This window comes from Kribbella sp. NPDC058693, from assembly GCF_042715335.1.
In the GTDB taxonomy this organism is placed as follows: Bacteria; Actinomycetota; Actinomycetes; order Propionibacteriales; family Kribbellaceae; genus Kribbella; species Kribbella jiaozuonensis.
In genome coordinates this window covers 243,627-262,084 of record NZ_JBHXSQ010000004.1, presented here as the reverse complement: position 1 = coordinate 262,084, position 18,458 = coordinate 243,627, and the positions used below count along the sequence as shown (strand labels likewise).

17 protein-coding genes are annotated in these 18,458 nt (G+C 68.3%); 12 read left to right on the top strand and 5 right to left on the bottom strand.

From position 1 onward, the window contains the following. Positions 1-35 precede the first annotated feature (35 nt). From ACFWUU_RS27475 to ACFWUU_RS27440, 8 genes are read left to right on the top strand one after another with little or no spacing between them, the layout of a single operon-like run. Positions 36-887, top strand: coding sequence for a hypothetical protein (locus tag ACFWUU_RS27475; RefSeq protein WP_137255991.1), 852 nt, complete (start codon positions 36-38; stop codon positions 885-887). Further along, entirely contained in the window at positions 884-1,783 is a 900-nt protein-coding gene (locus ACFWUU_RS27470) for a hypothetical protein (RefSeq protein ID WP_137255992.1), read from the top strand. The genes ACFWUU_RS27475 and ACFWUU_RS27470 overlap by 4 nt, the downstream gene beginning before the upstream one ends. Before the next feature lies 1 nt (position 1,784). Continuing rightward, positions 1,785-3,377, top strand: a complete 1,593-nt coding sequence (locus tag ACFWUU_RS27465) for a hypothetical protein (protein WP_137255993.1) — start codon at positions 1,785-1,787, stop codon at positions 3,375-3,377. Beyond that, entirely contained in the window at positions 3,364-4,872 is a 1,509-nt protein-coding gene (locus tag ACFWUU_RS27460) for an SCO6880 family protein (protein ID WP_170989832.1), read from the top strand. Before ACFWUU_RS27465 ends, ACFWUU_RS27460 begins: the two co-directional genes overlap by 14 nt. Positions 4,873-4,906: 34 nt before the next feature. Next, entirely contained in the window at positions 4,907-6,520 is a 1,614-nt protein-coding gene (locus ACFWUU_RS27455; RefSeq protein ID WP_233714850.1) for an ATP/GTP-binding protein, read from the top strand. Further along, positions 6,520-8,364, top strand: coding sequence for a type IV secretory system conjugative DNA transfer family protein (locus ACFWUU_RS27450; protein ID WP_380179521.1), 1,845 nt, complete (start codon positions 6,520-6,522; stop codon positions 8,362-8,364). Before ACFWUU_RS27455 ends, ACFWUU_RS27450 begins: the two co-directional genes overlap by 1 nt. Then, the gene (locus ACFWUU_RS27445; protein WP_130443131.1) at positions 8,354-8,731 is read left to right on the top strand and encodes a DUF4913 domain-containing protein; all 378 of its coding nucleotides are present in this window, start codon (positions 8,354-8,356) and stop codon (positions 8,729-8,731) included. The genes ACFWUU_RS27450 and ACFWUU_RS27445 overlap by 11 nt, the downstream gene beginning before the upstream one ends. Position 8,732: 1 nt before the next feature. Next, positions 8,733-9,074: a YrdB family protein gene (locus tag ACFWUU_RS27440; protein ID WP_380179519.1), complete on the top strand. Its 342-nt coding sequence runs from the start codon at positions 8,733-8,735 to the stop codon at positions 9,072-9,074. Between the two features lie 2 nt (positions 9,075-9,076). Here the strand turns inward: ACFWUU_RS27440 and ACFWUU_RS27435 are convergent, their stop codons facing one another. Further along, positions 9,077-9,823, bottom strand: coding sequence for a hypothetical protein (locus tag ACFWUU_RS27435; protein WP_380179517.1), 747 nt, complete (start codon positions 9,821-9,823; stop codon positions 9,077-9,079). A gap of 41 nt (positions 9,824-9,864) precedes the next feature. Then, positions 9,865-11,187 carry an MATE family efflux transporter gene (locus tag ACFWUU_RS27430; protein WP_380179515.1) on the bottom strand — a complete coding sequence of 441 codons (1,323 nt, stop codon included), beginning with the start codon at positions 11,185-11,187 and terminating at the stop codon, positions 9,865-9,867. Positions 11,188-11,529: 342 nt separating this feature from the next. Here ACFWUU_RS27430 and ACFWUU_RS27425 point away from each other — a divergent pair, with 342 nt between their 5' ends. Next, positions 11,530-14,661, top strand: a complete 3,132-nt coding sequence (locus ACFWUU_RS27425) for a replicative DNA helicase (RefSeq protein WP_380179513.1) — start codon at positions 11,530-11,532, stop codon at positions 14,659-14,661. A gap of 24 nt (positions 14,662-14,685) precedes the next feature. Here ACFWUU_RS27425 and ACFWUU_RS27420 read toward each other — a convergent pair whose 3' ends face one another. Then, the gene (locus tag ACFWUU_RS27420) at positions 14,686-15,267 is read right to left on the bottom strand and encodes an NADPH-dependent FMN reductase (RefSeq protein WP_380179511.1); all 582 of its coding nucleotides are present in this window, start codon (positions 15,265-15,267) and stop codon (positions 14,686-14,688) included. 108 nt (positions 15,268-15,375) lie between these two features. Between ACFWUU_RS27420 and ACFWUU_RS27415 the strand changes: the two genes are divergently transcribed. After that, the gene (locus ACFWUU_RS27415) at positions 15,376-15,855 is read left to right on the top strand and encodes a MarR family winged helix-turn-helix transcriptional regulator (protein ID WP_380179509.1); all 480 of its coding nucleotides are present in this window, start codon (positions 15,376-15,378) and stop codon (positions 15,853-15,855) included. Here ACFWUU_RS27415 and ACFWUU_RS27410 read toward each other — a convergent pair. Further along, positions 15,852-16,484 (bottom strand): MerR family transcriptional regulator, encoded by a 633-nt coding sequence (locus tag ACFWUU_RS27410; RefSeq protein WP_380179507.1) that lies wholly within the window; start codon positions 16,482-16,484, stop codon positions 15,852-15,854. The genes ACFWUU_RS27415 and ACFWUU_RS27410 overlap by 4 nt on opposite strands. Positions 16,485-16,569: 85 nt before the next feature. Between ACFWUU_RS27410 and ACFWUU_RS27405 the strand changes: the two genes are divergently transcribed. Both ACFWUU_RS27405 and ACFWUU_RS27400 read left to right on the top strand, forming a co-directional pair. Continuing rightward, positions 16,570-17,067, top strand: coding sequence for a hypothetical protein (locus ACFWUU_RS27405; RefSeq protein WP_380179505.1), 498 nt, complete (start codon positions 16,570-16,572; stop codon positions 17,065-17,067). Then, positions 17,064-17,465 (top strand): hypothetical protein, encoded by a 402-nt coding sequence (locus tag ACFWUU_RS27400; RefSeq protein WP_380179502.1) that lies wholly within the window; start codon positions 17,064-17,066, stop codon positions 17,463-17,465. Before ACFWUU_RS27405 ends, ACFWUU_RS27400 begins: the two co-directional genes overlap by 4 nt. On the opposite strand, the gene ACFWUU_RS27395 is transcribed toward ACFWUU_RS27400, so the two are convergent. Further along, a complete protein-coding gene (locus tag ACFWUU_RS27395; protein WP_380179499.1) occupies positions 17,415-18,425 on the bottom strand; it encodes a helix-turn-helix transcriptional regulator in 1,011 nt (336 codons plus the stop codon). The genes ACFWUU_RS27400 and ACFWUU_RS27395 overlap by 51 nt on opposite strands. Positions 18,426-18,458: the final 33 nt, after the last annotated feature.

The window sequence follows — 18,458 nt, the reverse complement described above, 5'->3', positions numbered from 1 at the left end:
CGGTCAGCGGCGACCTGCTCGGAGGCTGATCGCAGGTGGGACTGTTCAGCAAGGATCCGGACTCCGATGGCGATTCCGACGGCGAAAAGACCAGCTTCCTCGAGGAGCGTGGCTTCGTCGCGTCGGCGATCGTCATCGGAGCGGTGCTCATTTGCCTGGTGGTCTGGGCTGTTGCCAGTAACGGCTCGGACACTCCGGCCGCCAACCCCAGCCAGACACCGAGCACCATCGCTCCTACTGAACAGCCCACGGAGTCGACCGGTCCGCCCGCCACGCCGACCGAGCAGCCGACCGCTACGCAGACGGCGCCGCCGCCACCGAACAGTCACACCGGTGGCTGCCACGACAGCAACCCGGAGCAGGCGATCCCGCGGCTGGCCGCGCCGGTTGCGGTGACGTGGCAGTTCGAGGGCGAGATGCTGGTGCCGATCCAGGCAGCGGCCGGCCCGGCGTCCACCGGCACGAACGGCGTACGGTCCTGCTTCGCGCATTCGCCGACCGGTGCGGTGTTCGCCGCCATGGTCCTGCTGGGCCAGGTCCAGAATCCGCAGGTCAGCGTCGCCGCGCTGAAGACCCGGGTGCTCGCCGGTCCGGGCCGGACCGCTGCGATCGCCGCGGCCAGGAACGAACTCCAGACCCCGCCGACCGAGGCCGGCGACGTCCAGTTCTCCGGCTTCAAGGTGCTCTACTACACCACCACTCAGGCGATCGTCCAGGTCGTCGCGAACCTGAACAACAAGGCGTACGGCGCGCTGCCGATCACCATGCAGTGGTCGCACGGCGACTGGTACGCGGTGCTGCAGGACGACGGCACGTTCAACGGCTCGGTCGAGCCGGACATCCTGTCCAGTCTCAACGGCTACGTTAGGTTCAGTGGTGCGTCATGATCGCCCTCGGATGCTCGAAGTGGCCCTGGGACTGGGACGACTGCATCAGGGAAGGCCTGCAGACCGCGATCCAATGGGCCTTCGGCAAGTTCTTCGACTTCATCTTCCAGGCCATCGCCGACGTCGTCGTGAAGGCGGTCGAGGCCGTCATGAAGGCGGTCGGCCTGCTCTGGGTCTACATCAAGACCCCGGACATCGCCGAGAACACCCCGGCCCTGTGGGTGCAGCAGCACACGAACTTCATCATGGTGTTCATCGCCACGATCGCGGTCATCGTCGGCGCGATCCAGATGGCGATCTCGCACCGCGGTGAGCCGGCCAAGGAGATCCTCCGGTCGCTGATCACGCTGGTCGTGGTGACCGCTTCCGCGACCGCGTTCGCCGGCACGCTGATCGCGGCCGCGGACGGGTTCTCGAGCTGGATCATCGATCAGGCGCTGAAGACCAACGACCACAGCTTCGCCAAGGCGATCGCGGACACGATGACCGATCCGCTGAAGAGTCCCGGCGAGGCGTTCGGCTGGCTGCTGGTGATCTTCGTCGGCATCCTGATGGTGATCACCTCCATCATCCAGCTCGCGCTGATGATCATCCGCTACGGCATGCTCGTGCTGCTGGTCGGTGTGCTCCCGTTGACCGCGGCGGCGACCAACACCGAGATGGGGATGATGTGGTTCAAGCGGTCACTCGCCTGGCTGGCCGGCTTCATCATCTACAAACCGGTCGCCGCGCTGATCTACGCCACCGCGATCTACCTGATGTCGACGCCGAGCGTGGAAGGCGCGCCGGACGGTACGCCGCAGACCCTCAAGATCGTCATGGGCGTCACGATGATGATCCTCGCAGTCGTCGCGCTGCCCGCCATTCTTCGGTTCGTCTCCCCGAGGACGTCTTGACATGATTCCGCTCAACTGGGCCACGGATCTGCTGAAAGAAGCCGTCTCGGCGGTCCTTGCCCCCGCCATGGAAGCGGTGATGAAGTTCGTGTTCCAGCCCATCCTCGACGCAATCTCCGGTGCGGTCGGGACGTTGATGTCCACGATCGCGACGTTCTGGATCTACGTGCCGACGCCGTCGGTGGAGGGCGCTCCCGGTCAGCCGGCCAACAACTCGGTCAGCTGGATCTGGTCGCACACGCAGTTCATCACGCTGTTCATCGCGGCGATCGGGCTGATCGTCGGCGCCATCCAGATGGCCTGGACGCAGCGCGGCGAGACCGCGCGCGATCTGCTGCGTTCGCTGATCACCCTCGCCGTCGCCGCGGCCTTCTCGATCGCCGTCGCGCAGGCGCTGATCACGGCCGGCGACAAGTTCTCCCAGTGCATCGTCAGCTCCGCGCTGAGTACCAGCGGCGACTTCTGGGTGAAGAACTGCGACAAGATAGGCTCCGGCGACGCGAAGGCGTTCGGCACCAGCATGTCCGTGGTGCTGGGCTTCGCGGCCGTCGCTGCGCTGGCCGGTTCGCCGTTGCTGATCGGGATCATGATTGCCGTCGGCATCTTGTGTGTGATCGCCGGCGTGATCCAGATCGTGCTGATGGTCGTCCGCAGCGCGATGCTGATCCTGCTCCTCGGCGTACTGCCGATCTCGGCCGCCGCGACGAACACCGAGATGGGCCGAAGTTGGTTCAAACGAATAATCGCGTGGTTGCTCGCCTTCATCCTCTACAAACCGGTGGCGGCGATCGTCTATGCGACAGCGATCCGCCTGGTCTCGAACAACGGCGCCCCACTGCACTTCGACGGCACCAACGCGAACGACGTCGGCAGCCTGGTGATGAACGTGGTCACCGGCCTCACGATGCTGGTGCTCGCGCTGTTCGCGCTGCCGGCCCTGATGCGGTTCATCGTGCCGATGGTCTCCGCGACCGCGGGCGCGGCCGGCGCCGGCATGATCGCGGCCCGGATGATGCCCGGCATGGACAAGCTGGGCGACATGGCGAACAAGCAGACCAGCCAGGGTGCCGACGACGGCGGGGGCGGCGGTGGAGGCGACGGCCCGACCGGCGCCCAGAACGTCGGCAGAGCGCAGCAGCAGGCACCGAGTGGCGGCGGTGAAGGTGCCGCGAGCGGTGCCGGCGAGGGTGCCGCGGCCGGTGGCGAAGGTGCAGCGGCCGGAGCGGGCGCCGGTGCTGGAGCCGGGGCTGGTGCGGGCGCAGGTGCAGGTGCAGGTGCCGGAGCTGCGGCCGCCGCGCCGGTAGCGGCTGTGGCTGCTCCGGTCATCGTGGGTGTCGCGATCGCCAAGGGCATCTCGGACACCGGCAAGACGCTGGCGGCCGAGACCACCGACCAGGGCGACGCGGCAGCGCAGTCCTCGTCCCAGAGCAGCGGCCCGAGCGGCAGCAGCGGCACCGGCGACCCGAACCGGGGCGGCGGCCAACCACAGCAAAGCGGCGGAGGTAACCAGCCTCCACCTCCACCGCCAGGCCCGAGTGGCAGCGGCGGAGGCGACGACACACCGACACCGGAAGGCCCAAGTGGCAGCGGCTGAGAACGTACGACGCGCACCTCGCACCTACGGCAACTGGCGCCAGCCCGCCTCGGCGGGTATCGGCGGCTTGGGCATGCTCGGCACGGCCATCCTGATGGGTGGCCTGCTGATGGTCGTCATCGCGACGATGTCCGGCGGTCTGCCCGCAGCGATGATCACGCTGCTGGTCGTCGGCGTCGTACTGCTGCTGCTGATGACCAAGGACAAGCATGGGCAGTCCACGCTGCAACGGATCTCGACCCGAATTGGATGGCAGCGAGCAAAGATGGCAAAGCACAACATCTACCGATCCGGTCCTCTCGGCCGTACGGCGTGGGGCAAGTTCCAGCTCCCCGGCCTGGCCGCCTCCTCGCAGCTGAGCGAGTACCAGGACTCGTACGGGCGCCCGTTCGCCCTGCTGTACTACCCGAGCACCCGGCACTTCACGGTCGTCATCAACGCGGAGCCGGACGGCGCGTCGCTGGTCGACGAGGACCAGGTGGACGTGTGGGTCGCGCACTGGGGTCAGTGGCTGGCGTCGCTCGGCCACGAGCCGGGTATCGTCGCCGCCTCGGTCACCGTCGAGAGCGCGCCCGACACCGGCATCCGGCTGCGCCGTGAGGTCGGCAACAACATGATGGACGGTACGCCGGCCATCGCCCGCGCGATGCTGACCGAGGTCGTGCAGACCTACCCGGAGGGCTCGGCGCTCGTCTCGGCCCGGGTCGCCCTGACCTTCAAGGGCACCGACCGCAGCGGCAAGCGGCGCAAGGAAGACGACATGGGCCGCGAGCTCGCCGCCCGGCTGCCCGCACTGACCCAGAGCCTGAACGCGACCGGTGCGGGCGCGGCCCGGCCGGTCAACGCGCAGGAGCTGTGCGAGGCGATCCGGATCGCGTACGACCCGGCGTCCGCCATCCTCATCGACGAGGCTCGCGGCCAGGGCATGCCGCCCGAGCTGCAGTGGACCGACGTCGGCCCGTCCGGCGCGCAGTCGTTCTGGGACAAGTACCGGCACGACTCGGCCTGGTCGGTGACCTGGCAGATGTCGCAGGCGCCGCGTGGTGAGGTGTTCTCGTCGGTGCTGTCGCAGCTGGTCGCGCCGCACGCCGACATCGACCGCAAGCGCGTCACCCTGCTCTACCGCCCGCTGGACGCCGGTACGTCGGCCCGCATGGTCGAGGCCGACAAGCGCAACGCGTCCTTCCGCGCCAGTACGTCGAGCCGCCCGTCGGCGCGCAGCCTGGCCGAGGCACGCGCCGCCGACCGGTCCGCGCAGGAGGAAGCGCGCGGTGCGGGTCTGGTCAACTTCGGCATGATCGTCACCGGCACCGTGATGACGGTCGAGCAGATCCCGGACATGATCGCCGCCATCGACAACCTCGGCGCTACCGCGCGTGTGCTGCTGCGGCCGGCGTACGGCTCGCAGGACTCCGCGTTCGTGGCCGCGTTGCCGCTGGGCGTCGTACTGCAGAATCACCTGGCGGTCCCGGCCGGTCTGCGGGAGTCTCTATGATTGGACAAAGCTCGGTGGCCTCTGGGGAGTCACAGTGAGTCAGAAGCAGAAGAAGCCGGTCGATCCGAGCAAGCGGGGCAAGCGGCCGATGCCGCGCGGTTGGCCCGGCCCCGGCGGCGGCTACTCGACGTACCTGCAGGCAGCGCCCGAGTGGCGCGGGACGACGGTGCAGGTCTGCGGCATGTGGCCGTTCGCGGCCGGCACCGGCAGCCCGATGGTCGGTGTGCCGATCGGGCGGAACATCCTCTCCGGCGCGACCATGTGCTGCGACCCGATCAGCTGGTTCATGCGGGCCAAGCTGATCTCGAACCCGTCGATGTTCGTGCTCGGCAAGCCGGGTCTGGGCAAGTCGACGATCACCCGGCGGATGGCGCTCGGCCTGGCCGGGTACGGCGTGATGCCGCTCGTGCTGGGCGACCTCAAGCCCGACTACAAGGACCTGATCGAGGCGCTCGGCGGCCAGGTCATCCAGCTCGGCCGCGGCCGCGGGCACCTGAACGTGCTCGACCCGGGCGAGTCCCGCGAGGCCGCGCTCCGGCTGACCGGCAAGGCCCGCGAGGCGATCCAGGCCGACGCGCACGGCCGCCGGCAGACGATGGTCTCGGCGCTGATCTCGATCATGCGCTCGCAGCCGCCGAACGACCGCGAGGAGACGATCCTCGACGAGGCGCTCAAGGTCCTCGACGAGCGCTTCCAAGGTACGCCGGTGCTCCGCGACCTGCTCCAGGTCGTGCAGGACGCCCCGGACCGGGTCCGCAACGTGGCCCTGGACCGCGGCAGCCTGGATCGCTACCGGCAGATCACCGAAGGTCTCGAGGCCTCGCTGATCGGTCTGGTCGGCGGCGGCCGGCTCGGTGAGATCTTCTCCGAGCAGACCGACAACCCGATGCAGCTGGACCGGCCGGTCGTGTTCGACGTGTCGAACATCGACGACTCCGAGACCAGCCTGCAGGCCGCCGTACTGCTGGCCTGCTGGTCGTACGGGTTCGGCGCGGTCGCGGTCTCGCAGGCGCTGGCGGATGCCGGCCTGGAGCCGCGGCGGCACTACTTCGTCATCCTCGACGAGCTCTGGCGAGTACTGCGGGCCGGGCGCGGCCTGGTCGACCGGGTCGACGCACTGACCCGTCTGAACCGGCAGCGCGGTGTCGGGATGGCGATGATCTCGCACACCATGTCCGACCTGCTGGCACTGGAGCTGCCCGAGGACCGGATGAAGGCGAAGGGTTTCGTCGAACGTTCCGGCATGGTCATCTGCGGTGGTCTGCCGCGGGCCGAGATGGACAACCTGACCGAGGTCGTGCCGATGTCGCAGGAAGAGCAGAACATGCTCATCGGCTGGCAGGACCCGCCCGCGTGGGACCCGGCGACCGGTCAGGAGGCCGCACCTCCTGGTCGAGGCAACTTCCTGGTCAAGGTCGGTGGCCGCCCGGGTATCCCGGTGCACGTCGGCCTGACCACGGTCGAGCGCGAGATCAACGACACCAACAAGCTGTGGAGGACCGGCGAGGACGGCAAGCCGCTGAAGGTGGAGGTCGCACCGGACGGCAGCGAGGCGGTCGTCGGCGAGTACAGCCTGGACGATCCGGCGATGCTGCCGCCGCCCGACCCCACCACGCGAGTGGTCGCCCGAACGGGAGTTGAGGAGTAATGGCCCAGGGCAGGAAAAGCACCGGACCGGGCGGGCTGTCGCCCGAGTCGATCCTGATCTTCGCCGCCGTCGGCGTGTTCGCGCTGGTCGTGTTCTCGCTCTGGGGTGCGCTGAAGATCGCCTCGGCGATCAACGGCTCGCCGCCGGTGGGCAACCCGTTCGACGCGATCGTCGATCTGATGAAGGGACACCGGGACTGGTCGGGCGCGGCCACCGGCGTACTGATCATCGAACTGGTCGTGCTGTTCGGCCTGGTCGGCACCGGCTTCTGGTACTTCCGGAGCCGGGAGAAGTCGGTCGGCCGCGTCGACCGGCAGGCGCAGCTGATGTCGAAGCGGTCCGAGATCTACAAGCTGACCCGCGAAGGCGCGCAGGAGAAGGCGAACCAGCTCGGCGCCGGGCACGCCGGTCCGGGCATCCTGATCGGCCGCACCGTCCGGGACAACCTCGAGGTCTTCGGCAACTGGGAAGACATGCACGTCGACATCTGGGGTCCCCGAACCGGTAAGACCACGTCCCGCGCGGTGCCGGCGATCCTGGACGCGCCCGGATGCGTCATCGCCACGTCCAACAAGCGCGACATCGTCGACGCCACCCGTGGGCCGCGCTCGGAGAAGGGCCCGGTCTGGGTGTTCGACCCGCAGGAGGTCTGCGAGGAGCCGAACACCTGGTGGTGGAACCCGCTCAGCTACATCACCGACGAGACCAAGGCTCGCGAGCTGGCGGAGCATTTCGTCGCCTCGCAGCGCCAGGTCGGCGCCCAGACCGACGCGTTCTTCGACGCCGCCGGTACGGACCTGCTGGCCGGTCTCTTGCTCGCCGCGGCAGTGGCGAAGCGCCCGATCACGCAGGTCTACAGCTGGCTCGCCGACCAGCGCAACGACGAGCCGGAGCGGATCCTGCGCAACACCCCGGGTCTGCAGCTGTCCGCGGACGCGCTGTCCGGTGTCATCAACGCGCCGGACAAGCAGCGCGCGGGTGTCTACGGTACGGCGCAGCAGAGCGCGCAGTTCCTGGTCAACCGCAAGGTCACCCGCTGGGTCGTGCCCCAGGGCCCGAACGACAACCGCCCGCAGTTCAACCCGCACGAGTTCGTCCGCAAGGGCGGCACGCTCTACAGCCTCTCCAAGGAAGGCGCCGGTACGGCGGGCCCGCTCGTCACCGCGCTGACCGTGGCGGTCGTCGAGGCGGCCGAGCAGTTCGCCCGCGGCTGCCCGATGGGACGCATGCCCAGCCCGCTCGTCGGCGTACTGGACGAGGCCGCGAACGTGTGCCGGTGGAAGAACCTCCCCGACCTGTACTCGCACTTCGGTTCCCGCGGCATCGTGCTGATGACGATCCTGCAGTCGTGGGCGCAGGGCCAGGAGTGCTGGGGCGACCACGGCATGCAGAAGCTGTGGGGCTCGGCCAACATCCGGGTGTACGGCGGCGGCGCGGCCGACGCGTCCTTCCTCGAGAACCTGAGCAAGATGATCGGCGACTACGACATCAACTCGAACTCGGTGTCGTACAACGAGGGCAAGCGCGGTACGAGTTCGCAGGTCCAGCGGCACAACATCATGGAAGTCTCCGACCTCGCCTCGATGCCGCCCGGTCGCGCGGTCGTGTTCCCGTCGGGTATCCCGGCCACGCTGGTGAAGACCGTCCCGTGGTTCACCCGGCCGGACGCCGGTGCGGTGAAGGCGTCGCTGGCGAAGTACGATCCGGGAGCGGCTGCGAACGTTCCGGTGAGCAACAACCCGTGGGTGTCCGCAGGCACCGGCGGACAGGCGCCCCCGCCGCAGCGCGGCCCGGACCGGCCGGTCTGGGAGCAGAACGAAGGGGACAACCGAGGTGGATGGTGAACAGGAGCTCTTCTATCCACACGTCGCGGCGTTCGTCGAAGACCGGCTGATCTACCTCTACACCCGGCGGCTCGGGCAGCAGTTCGTCTGGTGCCCCGAGTGGTACCGGCACGCGGAGGCACTCAGCCGGCTCGACTCGATCTGGCGTGCGTGGGAGCACCTGCGGCTCGACCCGGCGACCGGGATGTCGGTCTGGTGGCGTGACCACGCGGACCCGCACATGATGGCGCTGCTCGACCCGGACGGCCCGTTCGCGGCCTGCCGGAACAACGTCCACACCGACTACCCGATCCCGCCGCTGCCGGTGCAGGAGCCGCCGGCCGGCCTGTTCTTCGACCAGCGCCAGCCGAACATCCGCGGTATCTGACATGTGGAAGTGGGGCAACCTACTGCTGGCGTTCCTCGTCGAGTTGGTTGCCCTAGGCATCTTTGCCTGGTGGGGCTGGGACACCGACAGTACGACACTCACCCGATGGCTGCTCGCCATCGGGCTGCCGGTGGTGGCGGCGGTGATCTGGGGACTGTTCGCGGCACCCACCGCCACCCGTGGTACGCCGGTGATGCGGTGGATCGTGAAGGTACTGGTGTTCGGCCTCGCGGGTGCCGCCCTGTGGAGTCTGGGGCACCCGCTACTCGCCGTCGTGTTCGTTGTGGTGGTCGCGGCCAACCTGGCGATCATCCACGTCCAGAAGCTGCAGCCTTCGAGCTAGGACTACATGTCCAGGTCGATGCCGGTGTCGCGGCGTTGCTCCTGCTGCTTCTTCTGCCTGCTCCGCGGACCGCGGGAACGCACGCGGGCCTGGGGGAGCTGAGCCTCAGGCGTCTCCTTGGGCGGGTTCCGGACCGCCTCGACAGCGTCGGGCTGCGTCTGGCGCGCCTCCCGGCGGTGCTCCTGCGCGGAGTCGTCGTACCTGTCGGCGAGCCGGTCGTCGGACACGGCGCGGCGGGCCTCGATACCACTGGCGCGTTCGTAGCGCCGGCCCTCCGCGGCCAGCCCGGCTGAGCCGAGCTCGTCGGGATGGGCGGCCGCCTCGTCAAGCTCGTGCCGGCCGTGGGCCAGGTCGCCCATGGACCGCTGTGTCTCGGTCGTGGCGTACGCGCGGTACCGGTCGCGGGCAGCCTCGTCGGCGTACGCGAGCTCGAAGGCCCGCGTGGTCTCCGCGGTGGCGTCGAGGAGCTGCTCCCGGTCGCGGAGCTCGTCCAGCTCCTGCTGGTCCTTGGCTGCTAGCTCGAGACGCTCGGCGTGCGCGGCCTCGTCCTCTTCGTCCAGGCGGGCCTGCTCCACCTCCTCCGTGTGCCGCTCCACGTCCTCGTCGGCCGTCAGATCGGCGACCACGCGCCGGTCGGCCTCGGCCCGCGCCTGCGCGGCACGCCGCTCGCGATGGCCCTCGGTGTCGTCGTCACCGGACTCCCGCTGCACGGGGTCGAGCTCGACGGACTGGTCGTCGGTGTCGGGCATGCCGCTCCTTTCCTTCCGCTCAACGATGCCGCACCGCGGGGTCAGCGGGTAGCGCCGGTGACCAGCCAGCCGTCGCGGCGCTCGCGTAGCGTCAGGGTGAGGAAGCGGAGCAGCATGTACCCGCCGAATGCCCACCAGAGCGCGACGATCCCGCCGCCGAGCCAGAGCACCGCCAGCGCGAGCGGCACGTACAGCACGAGCGCGACGACCCCCGCCGCGGCCAGGTACTTCCCGTCACCCGCGCCGATGAGCACACCGTCCAGGACGAACACGACGCCGTTCACCGGTTGCCACAGTGCGGCGACGATGATGATCGCCGCGAGAGTACGGCGTACGTCGGGATCGCTGGTGAACCACGGGACGTAGACGCCGCGCAGGCCCCACAACGCGAGGCCGCCGATCAGACCGGAGAACAGACCCCACCACATCATCCGTCGGGTGATCGTGCGGGTACCCGCCACGTCACCGGCGCCGAGCGCGCGACCGGTGAGCGCCTGCGCGGCGATCGCGATGGCGTCGAGGGCGAGGGCGAGGAACGACCAAAGCGTGAACGCGACCTGGTGCGCGGCGACCGACGTCGTACCCAGCGCGGTGGCGACGAAGGTGAGCAGGATGATTGCCGCACGCAACGTCAACGTCCGGACGATCAGCGGTACGCCCATCTGCGCGGACGCGAGGATGCCGGGGCGATCGGGTCGCAGTTTGGCGCCGTCACGGCGGGCACCGCGGACGACGACCACCACGAGCGCGACGCCGGCGCCTGTCTGCGCGAGCGCCGTACCGAGGGCCGAGCCGGCGATGTTCAGGCCGATGCCGTAGACGAGCAGGACGTTGAGACCGATGTTCGCGAGGTTGGCGGTGATCGCGACGACCATCGGGGTCTTGGTGTCCTGCAGTCCACGCAGTACGCCGGTCGCGGCGAGCAGCAGCAGCATCGACGGGATGCCGAAGCACGAGATCCTCAGGTAAGTGGTTGCGTAGTCAGCCACCTCGGGCGACGGGTCGAACGCCGCGATCGCCTGCGGAGCAAGCGCCAGCCCGAGCAGCGCCAGTACGACGCCGAGCAGCAACGCCAGCCAGAGTCCGTCGATGCCCTGCGCCAGCGCGCCCTTGTGGTCGCCGGCGCCGATCCGCCGGGCGACCGCGGAAGTGGTGCCGTAGGCAAGGAAGACGCAGATGCCGACGAGGGTCTGCAGGATGGTGCCGGCGACGCCGAGCGCGGCGAGTTGCGGCGTACCGAGGTGGCCGACGATCGCGGAGTCGGCGAGCAGCATCAGCGGTTCCGAAACCAGCGCGAAGAACGCCGGGACGGCCAGCCGGAGGATCTCGCGATCCTGTTCGCCCACCCATCGTCTGCGTCTCACCGGAGCGAGGTTACCCACGACCGGCGGGGACTCTGGAAATTCGTCTCAGACTTTTTCTTCTCCACAGTTGTGCACTGGAGAAACCGCAGGTCAGGGCGATGTTGTGGGCAAACGTCCACAGATATCCACAGGGTTGTTCGCAGCCTGTGCACAGCCCCTCACGGAGTTTCCCACAGTTCGTCCACACCCCCTGTGGATGGCTGGGTGGCTTTGGGTGACAGGAGCGGCGTACGGTCGCGAGGCCTGCTGCCGGAAACTGTCGGCGGGCCGGGCTACGGTTCGAGCAGGTGTTCGAACCGGGCCACAGTGGCCGGGCGGCGGCGGACGAGGAGGTCGGGCGAAGTGAGCGTGGCGGAGTTCCGCGGGGGTCAGGACGGCGGTCACGAAGAGCGCCGGCCGGAGATGGGCTTCGACCGCACCCCACCGCAGGACCTGGCGGCCGAGCAGTGCGTGCTCGGCGCGATGATGCTGAGCAAGGACGCGATCGCCGATGTGATCGAGACGCTGCGCGGCACCGACTTCTACCGGCCGGCACACGAGAGCGTCTTCGACGCGATCACCGACCTGTACGCGCGGGGCGAGCCGGCCGACGCGATCACCGTCGCCGCCGAGCTGACCAAGCGCGGCGACATGGCCCGGATCGGCGGCGCGCCGTATGTGCACACGCTGGTCGCGTCCGTGCCGCTCGCGGCGAACGCGTCGTACTACTCGCACATCGTCCGCGAGAAGGCGATCCTGCGCCGGCTGGTCGAGGCGGGCACGAAGATCGTCCAGCTCGGGTATGCCGGTGAGGGCGAGGTGGACGATGTCGTCGACGAGGCGCAGGCGGAGATCTACTCGGTCACCGAGAAGCGGACCGCCGAGGACTACGCCCCGCTGAAGGACATCATGGAGGGCACCCTCGACGAGATCGAGGCGATCGACTCCCGTGGTGACGCGATGGTCGGCGTGCCGACCGGGTTCACCGATCTCGACGAGCTGACCAACGGGCTGCACCCCGGCCAGATGATCATCGTCGCCGCGCGTCCCGCGATGGGGAAGGCGCTCGCCCTCGACACCCCGCTGCCGACGCCGACCGGCTGGACCACGATGGGCGAGGTCGCGGTCGGCGACCAGCTGCTCGATGCCAACGGGCTGCCGACGACCGTGGTCGCGGCGACCGAGGTGATGGTCGACCGGCCCTGTTTCCGGCTGTCGTTCTCCGACGGCAGTGCAATCGTCGCCGACGCCGAGCACCAGTGGCTCGTCGAGGACGGCGGCCGCCCGGTGGTCTGCACGACCGCCGACCTGTACACGGCGATGTCAGCGAGTCCCGGACTGACACCGTCGATCCCCGGGTCGGCGCCGCGGCAGATCACCGGGCACGGCTTCCCGGCCGCGCTCGGCGGTGAGGGCGAGCGCCGGGTGGAGTGGGTCGACCCGGTCGTCGGCGTACCGGTGCGTTGCGTCGAGGTCGACAACGCCGACCATCTGTACCTGGCCGGCAAGACGATGATCCCGACCCACAACTCCACGCTGGGCCTGGACTTCGCCCGCTCCTGCTCGATCAAGCACGGCCTGACCTCGTGCATCTTCTCGCTGGAGATGAGCCGCAACGAGATCACCATGCGTCTGCTCTCCGCCGAGGCGAAGGTGCCGCTGCACCACATGCGTAACGGCAAGATGACCGACGAGGACTGGGCCCGCCTGGCCCGCAAGATGGGCGAGGTCTCCGAGGCCCCCCTCTTCATCGACGACTCCCCGAACCTCACGATGATGGAGATCCGCGCCAAGGCCCGCCGCCTCAAACAACGCCACGACCTCAAACTGATCATCATCGACTACCTGCAGCTGATGACCTCGGGCAAGAAGGTCGAGTCCCGCCAACTCGAAGTCTCCGAGTTCTCCCGCTCCATCAAGCTCCTCGCCAAAGAACTAGAGCTCCCCGTAGTAGCCATCTGCCAGCTCAACCGAGGCTCAGAACAACGCTCCGACAAACGCCCCATGGCCTCCGACCTCCGCGAGTCCGGCTGCCTGACCGCGGACACCCGGCTGATGCGAGCCGACAACGGTGCGGAGATCTCGCTCGCCGAGCTGCTCGCGACGGACGCCCGGGACATCCCGGTCTGGTCGCTCGACGACCGGCTCAAGCTGGTGCCGCGCACGCTGACGCATGCCTTCCCGAGTGGGGTGAAGGAGGTCTTCCGGCTGAAGCTCGCGTCGGGCCGGGAGATCAAGGCCACCGCGAACCACCCGTTCCTGACGTACGACGGATGGAAGCCGCTGGGGGAGCTGTCGCCCGGAGCGCGACTGGGATCGCTCCGGCACGTTCCGGCACCGCTCGACGTAACGCCCTGGGACGAGGACGAGCTCACGCTCCTTGCTCACCTGCTCGGCGACGGCTCCTTCGTCAAGCGGCAGCCGATCCGCTACGCGAGCATCGACGAGGCCAACCTGGCTGCGGTCGGTGAGGCGGCTCAGCGCCGGTTCGGCATCACCGCGATCCGCGACGAGTACGCCGCCGCCCGGGTGAGCACGCTCCGCCTACCCGCGCCGTACCGACTGGCGCGCGGCAAGCGGAACCCGATCGCCGCCTGGCTCGACGGCCTCGGTCTGTTCGGCCTCCGCAGCCACGAGAAGTTCATCCCGGCCGGCGTCTTCGCGCTGCCGAAGGAGCAGGTCGCTCACTTCATCCGCCACCTGTGGGCCACCGACGGCTCGGTCCGCTGGGACGCGAAGGCCGGCCAGGCGCGGATCTACTACGCCAGCACCAGCCGCCGCCTGACCGACGACCTGGCCCGCCTCCTGCTCCGCCACAACATCTTCAGCCGGATTCATATAGCTAGGAAGGCGGGGTATCGCGACTGCTATCAACTGAAGATTGATGGCGTGGAAAATCAGCGACGTTTCTGCGATGAGATCGGCGTCCACGGCTTACGTGGCGAGAAGGTCCGGGAAGTCCGTGGCTACTTGCAGGCTATTTCGGCGGCACCAAAGCTCGACACCGTCCCGGTTCAGGTCTGGGATCAGGTGAAGGAGGCCATGCGTGAGCGTGGTATGACCAGGGCAGCCTTGGGCGCGGCACTCGGTGTGCGCAGTTCGGGCCGCCTCTTCGCGGGTTCTCCGACACGTCAGCGTCTCTCTGACGTTGCGAATATCCTCGACATCGCGGACCTCGACTTGCTCGCGACGAACGACATCTTTTGGGACACGATCGTGAAAGTCGAGAGCCTTGGCGAGCAAGAGGTATTTGATGCGACCGTCCTCGGAACGCACAACTTCGTGGCTAATGGAATTGCTCTCCATAATTCCCTGGAGCAAGATGCCGACGTAGTAATTCTCCTGCATCGTGAAGATGCTTACGAGCGGGAGTCGACCCGGCCCGGTGAGGCGGACTTTATTGTTGCCAAGCACCGGAACGGGCCGACTGCCGACGTGGTCGTTGCCTTTCAGGGGCATTACTCGCGGTTCGTCGATATGGCTCACGACGGCTGACCACGTCGGCGGTCGGGGTGGGGGTCAGGCTGCGATCGGGACGTCTACGCGGATTCGCTTGAGGGCGCCGGACCAGGACTCGAGCTGGTCGAAGAGGATGGTGGCGGCGTCCTCGTGCTGCGGGCCGGGGCGGAAGGTGGAGAAGTTCTCGAAGTCGGTGAACATCGAGAACGAGAGCTGCTGACGGACGGTTGCGATCTGTAGTTCGGCGCTGATGCCGCGGAGGTGCTCGATCGCGCGGGCTCCGCCGAGCGAGCCGTACGAGACGAAGCCGGCCGCCTTGTTGTTCCACTCGGCGTACAGGTAGTCGATCGCGTTCTTCAGGACGCCGGACGTCGAGTGGTTGTACTCCGGCGTGACGAATACGAAGCCGTCGTACTCCGCGATCTTCTCGGCCCATGCCTTCGTGTGCTCGCCGGCGTACTGACCGGCCGCAGGCGGGATCGACTCGTCGAGGTGCGGCAGTGGGTAGTCGAGCAGATCGATCAGCTCGTACGTCGCGCCGGTCCGGGTCCGGGCCTGGTCCAGCACCCAATCAGCGACCGCCTTGCCGTTGCGGCCCGGACGGGTACTGCCGAGGATGATCGCGATCTTCAGGTCGCTCACAGCGACAACTCCTTCGAGGGGATGACTTGAATCTTCATGCCAGCGACCACGGTACGACCGGTCACTTGAAGATTCAAGTCAAGCCTCGAGTGGCCTATGCTGCACCCCATGGCCGCCGAAAGAGCCCGAAAGGTCGAGCCGCGCTGGCTGACCGCGGAGGAGCTGGACACCTGGCAGGCCCTGCACTTGGTGATCGCCAGCCTCCCGACCGTGCTGGGCGCCCAGCTGCAGCGCGACTCGGGCCTGAGCTTCCTCGACTACTACGTCCTGGCCGGCCTGTCGGACCAGCCGGACCACACGATGCGCCTGAGCCAGCTGGCGATTCTCACCAACTCCGAGCTGTCGCGGCTGTCCCACCTCATCCGCCGGCTGGAGAACCGCGGTGTGGTACGCCGTGAACCCGACCCGGACGATGGTCGCTTCACGAACGCGATCCTCACCGAAGCCGGCTACGCGGAGCTGGTGAAGGCCGCCCCGGGCCATGTCGAGCTGGTACGGCAACTGGTCTTCGACCCGCTGACCGAGAGCGAGCGGCGCACGCTGCACAAGGCGCTGGCGAAGATCATCCCAGGGCTGGCCGACGGCTAACCGCGACCCCAGCGCTTGGCCGAGATGGACTCCTGGGCGAGGAGACGCAGGGACGAGATCAGGGTCTCGCCGAGGATGGTGCCGATGACAACTGATTCGGCCAGTTGGTCGCGGGTGGGGCGGGCGCTCACGGCCGCGATGTCGAGCTCGGTGAACTTCTCGACAGCTTCGGCGTAGGTGTCCAGGTACTCGGACAGGTGGCCCTGGCCGAGAGTCTGCATCGCCGCGATCGTGTCCACGAGCGTGGCGAGGGCGGGGGCCTCGGGCTCCACCGTCCAACCGCGGCGCTCGATCAGTTCGGTGACCTGGGCGGTGGCGGCGGCCCGGGCCTCGTCGGTCGAGGTCAGGCGGCGCGTGGGGGTGAGGGCTCGGTGGGCGCGGCCGATCTGTTCGTGCAGGGGTTCGGTGTCGGAGTCGAGGGACTCAAGGATCTCCTTCACGGTCGCCACCGGGACCTGGGCGAGTTCGATCAGCGCACGGATCAGGCGGAGCCGGCGGACGTGGGTCTCGTCGTACGACGCCTGGTTCGGGCTGGTGAGTTCACCGGCGGGGAGCAGGCCCTCGCGCAGGTAGTACTTGATCGTCGGCACCGGGACGTCGGTGGCCTTGCTCAGTTCCCCGATTCGCATTTTCGCTTGCCTTCCACTCGCTTGGCATGGATAGTATCAGTATCCATAAGCGGATACTGCAACTATCTATAAGGAGGCGAGTCGGATGATCCCGCTCGTACTGATCCTCGGAGCCGTCGGCTTCCGGGCGCTGGGTGCGCTCGGGGTACGACGCTTCACGACCTGGCCGGTCGCCGCGGCCCACGCGATGGCGGTGATGCTGCTGTTCACCGCGAGCGCACACTTCGTTCCCGCGAGCGTCACGGTGATGCCGAACCACGCCGACATGGTGCGGATGGTGCCGCCGTTCCTGCCGTACGCCGACGCGCTCGTCTATCTCACCGGCGTCTTCGAACTGCTCGGCGCCGCCGGCCTGGTCATCACCGCAACCCGCAAGCCGGCCGGCTACGCGCTGGCCGCCCTGTTCGTCGCGCTCCTGCCGGCCAACATCCACGCCGCGGTCGCGCACGTACCGTTCGCCGGCGGCGAGGCGACCCCGCTCTGGCAGCGCATCCCCGAACAGATCCTGTACCTCGCCGTCGCCATCTGGGTCGCGCGTACGGCGAACACCACCACCCCTGTCAAAGAGAGCGTGCTCGTATGACCGACCAATCCCGCATCATCGCCGGCGTCATCCTGCTGACCATCGTGACGATCCAGTTCGGCGGCTACTTCATGACCAAGATCGTCCGCGGCCAGGTGCCGATGACCGGTTTCCAGAAGTCGTTCGCGCGGGCCGGCCACGCCCACGCCGGCGTACTGGTCATCCTCAGCCTGGTCGGGCTCTTGTACGTCGACCAGACCAGCCTGACCGGATTCTGGCTCTGGGTCGCGCGGCTGGCGATCCCGGTGGCGGCGATCCTGATGTCCGGCGGCTTCTTCGCATCGTCCGCCGGCAAGGACCGCACCCAACCGAATCAGTTCCTCTGGGTGCTCTGGGCCGGCGCGGCCTCACTCGCCATCGGAGTGCTGACCCTCGGAATCGGCCTGATCGCGGCGTGAGAAGGACTGCGCGAGTCGCCCACCCACATGAGCGATGAGCGCAGCCGTCTCCGGGGTGGCGTGGTCGACGGCAAAGTTGGCGATCGCAGCAATGGCCGCGACCTGTGTGAGCAACAGAGCGGGCGTGTCCGCACTGAACCGGACCGCACAGGACGACGCATCAACAGGCTCGACGATCCCGCGGACCATCCCTTCGAAGGTCGCGGACACGGCGTGAGCCGGCGCCTGCACTGTTAAGTGGACGGATTGCTGGTACTGCGCCGACGTGAACGACTCAACCAGATAGGTCGCCGCGTCCGCCGCCGGCAGCTCCCGAGCGGTGAAGCGGTGCAGCGTCGATGCAACGTCGGAGATCCGGTCGACGCGGAAGATCCGCCAGTCGTCCCGCCCCGGATCGAACGCGAGCAGGTACCATCGCCACGCCAACGTCAGCAGCTGATGCGGCTCCACCCGCCGCCGCGTCGCCCCGCGCGCCCGGCCGTGGTAGTCGAAGGCAACGATCTCGTGGTTCCGGCAGCAGCTTGCGAGGACCGCGAGCACCCCCGGTGAAACCTGCGGTACGCCGGGCCGCGGGATCGCCTCCGCCGACGAACTCACCGCCGCGAGCTGGGGCCGCAGTCGCGCCGGCAACACCTGCTCGAGCTTGGCCAGCGCGCTCATCGAGCTGTCCGCCATCCCGCTCACCCCGCCGCCGGCCGCGCCGACCAGACCGAGTGCGACGGCGATCGCCTCGTCGTCGTCCAGTTGGAGCGGCGGCAGATGCGTCCCGGATCCGAGCCGGTAACCGCCCGCGGTCCCGGTCGTCCCGGTGACCGGGTAGTCGAGCGACCGGAGCCGGTCGACATCACGTCGTACCGTCCGCTCGGTGACGCCGAGGCGGTCGGCCAGCTCGCGACCGGACCACTCGCGGCGACTCTGCAGCAGCGACAGCAGCCGAAGCAGACGGCCTGGCATATCCATGACAACAGGATGCCTTGCGGACAAGATCTGTCC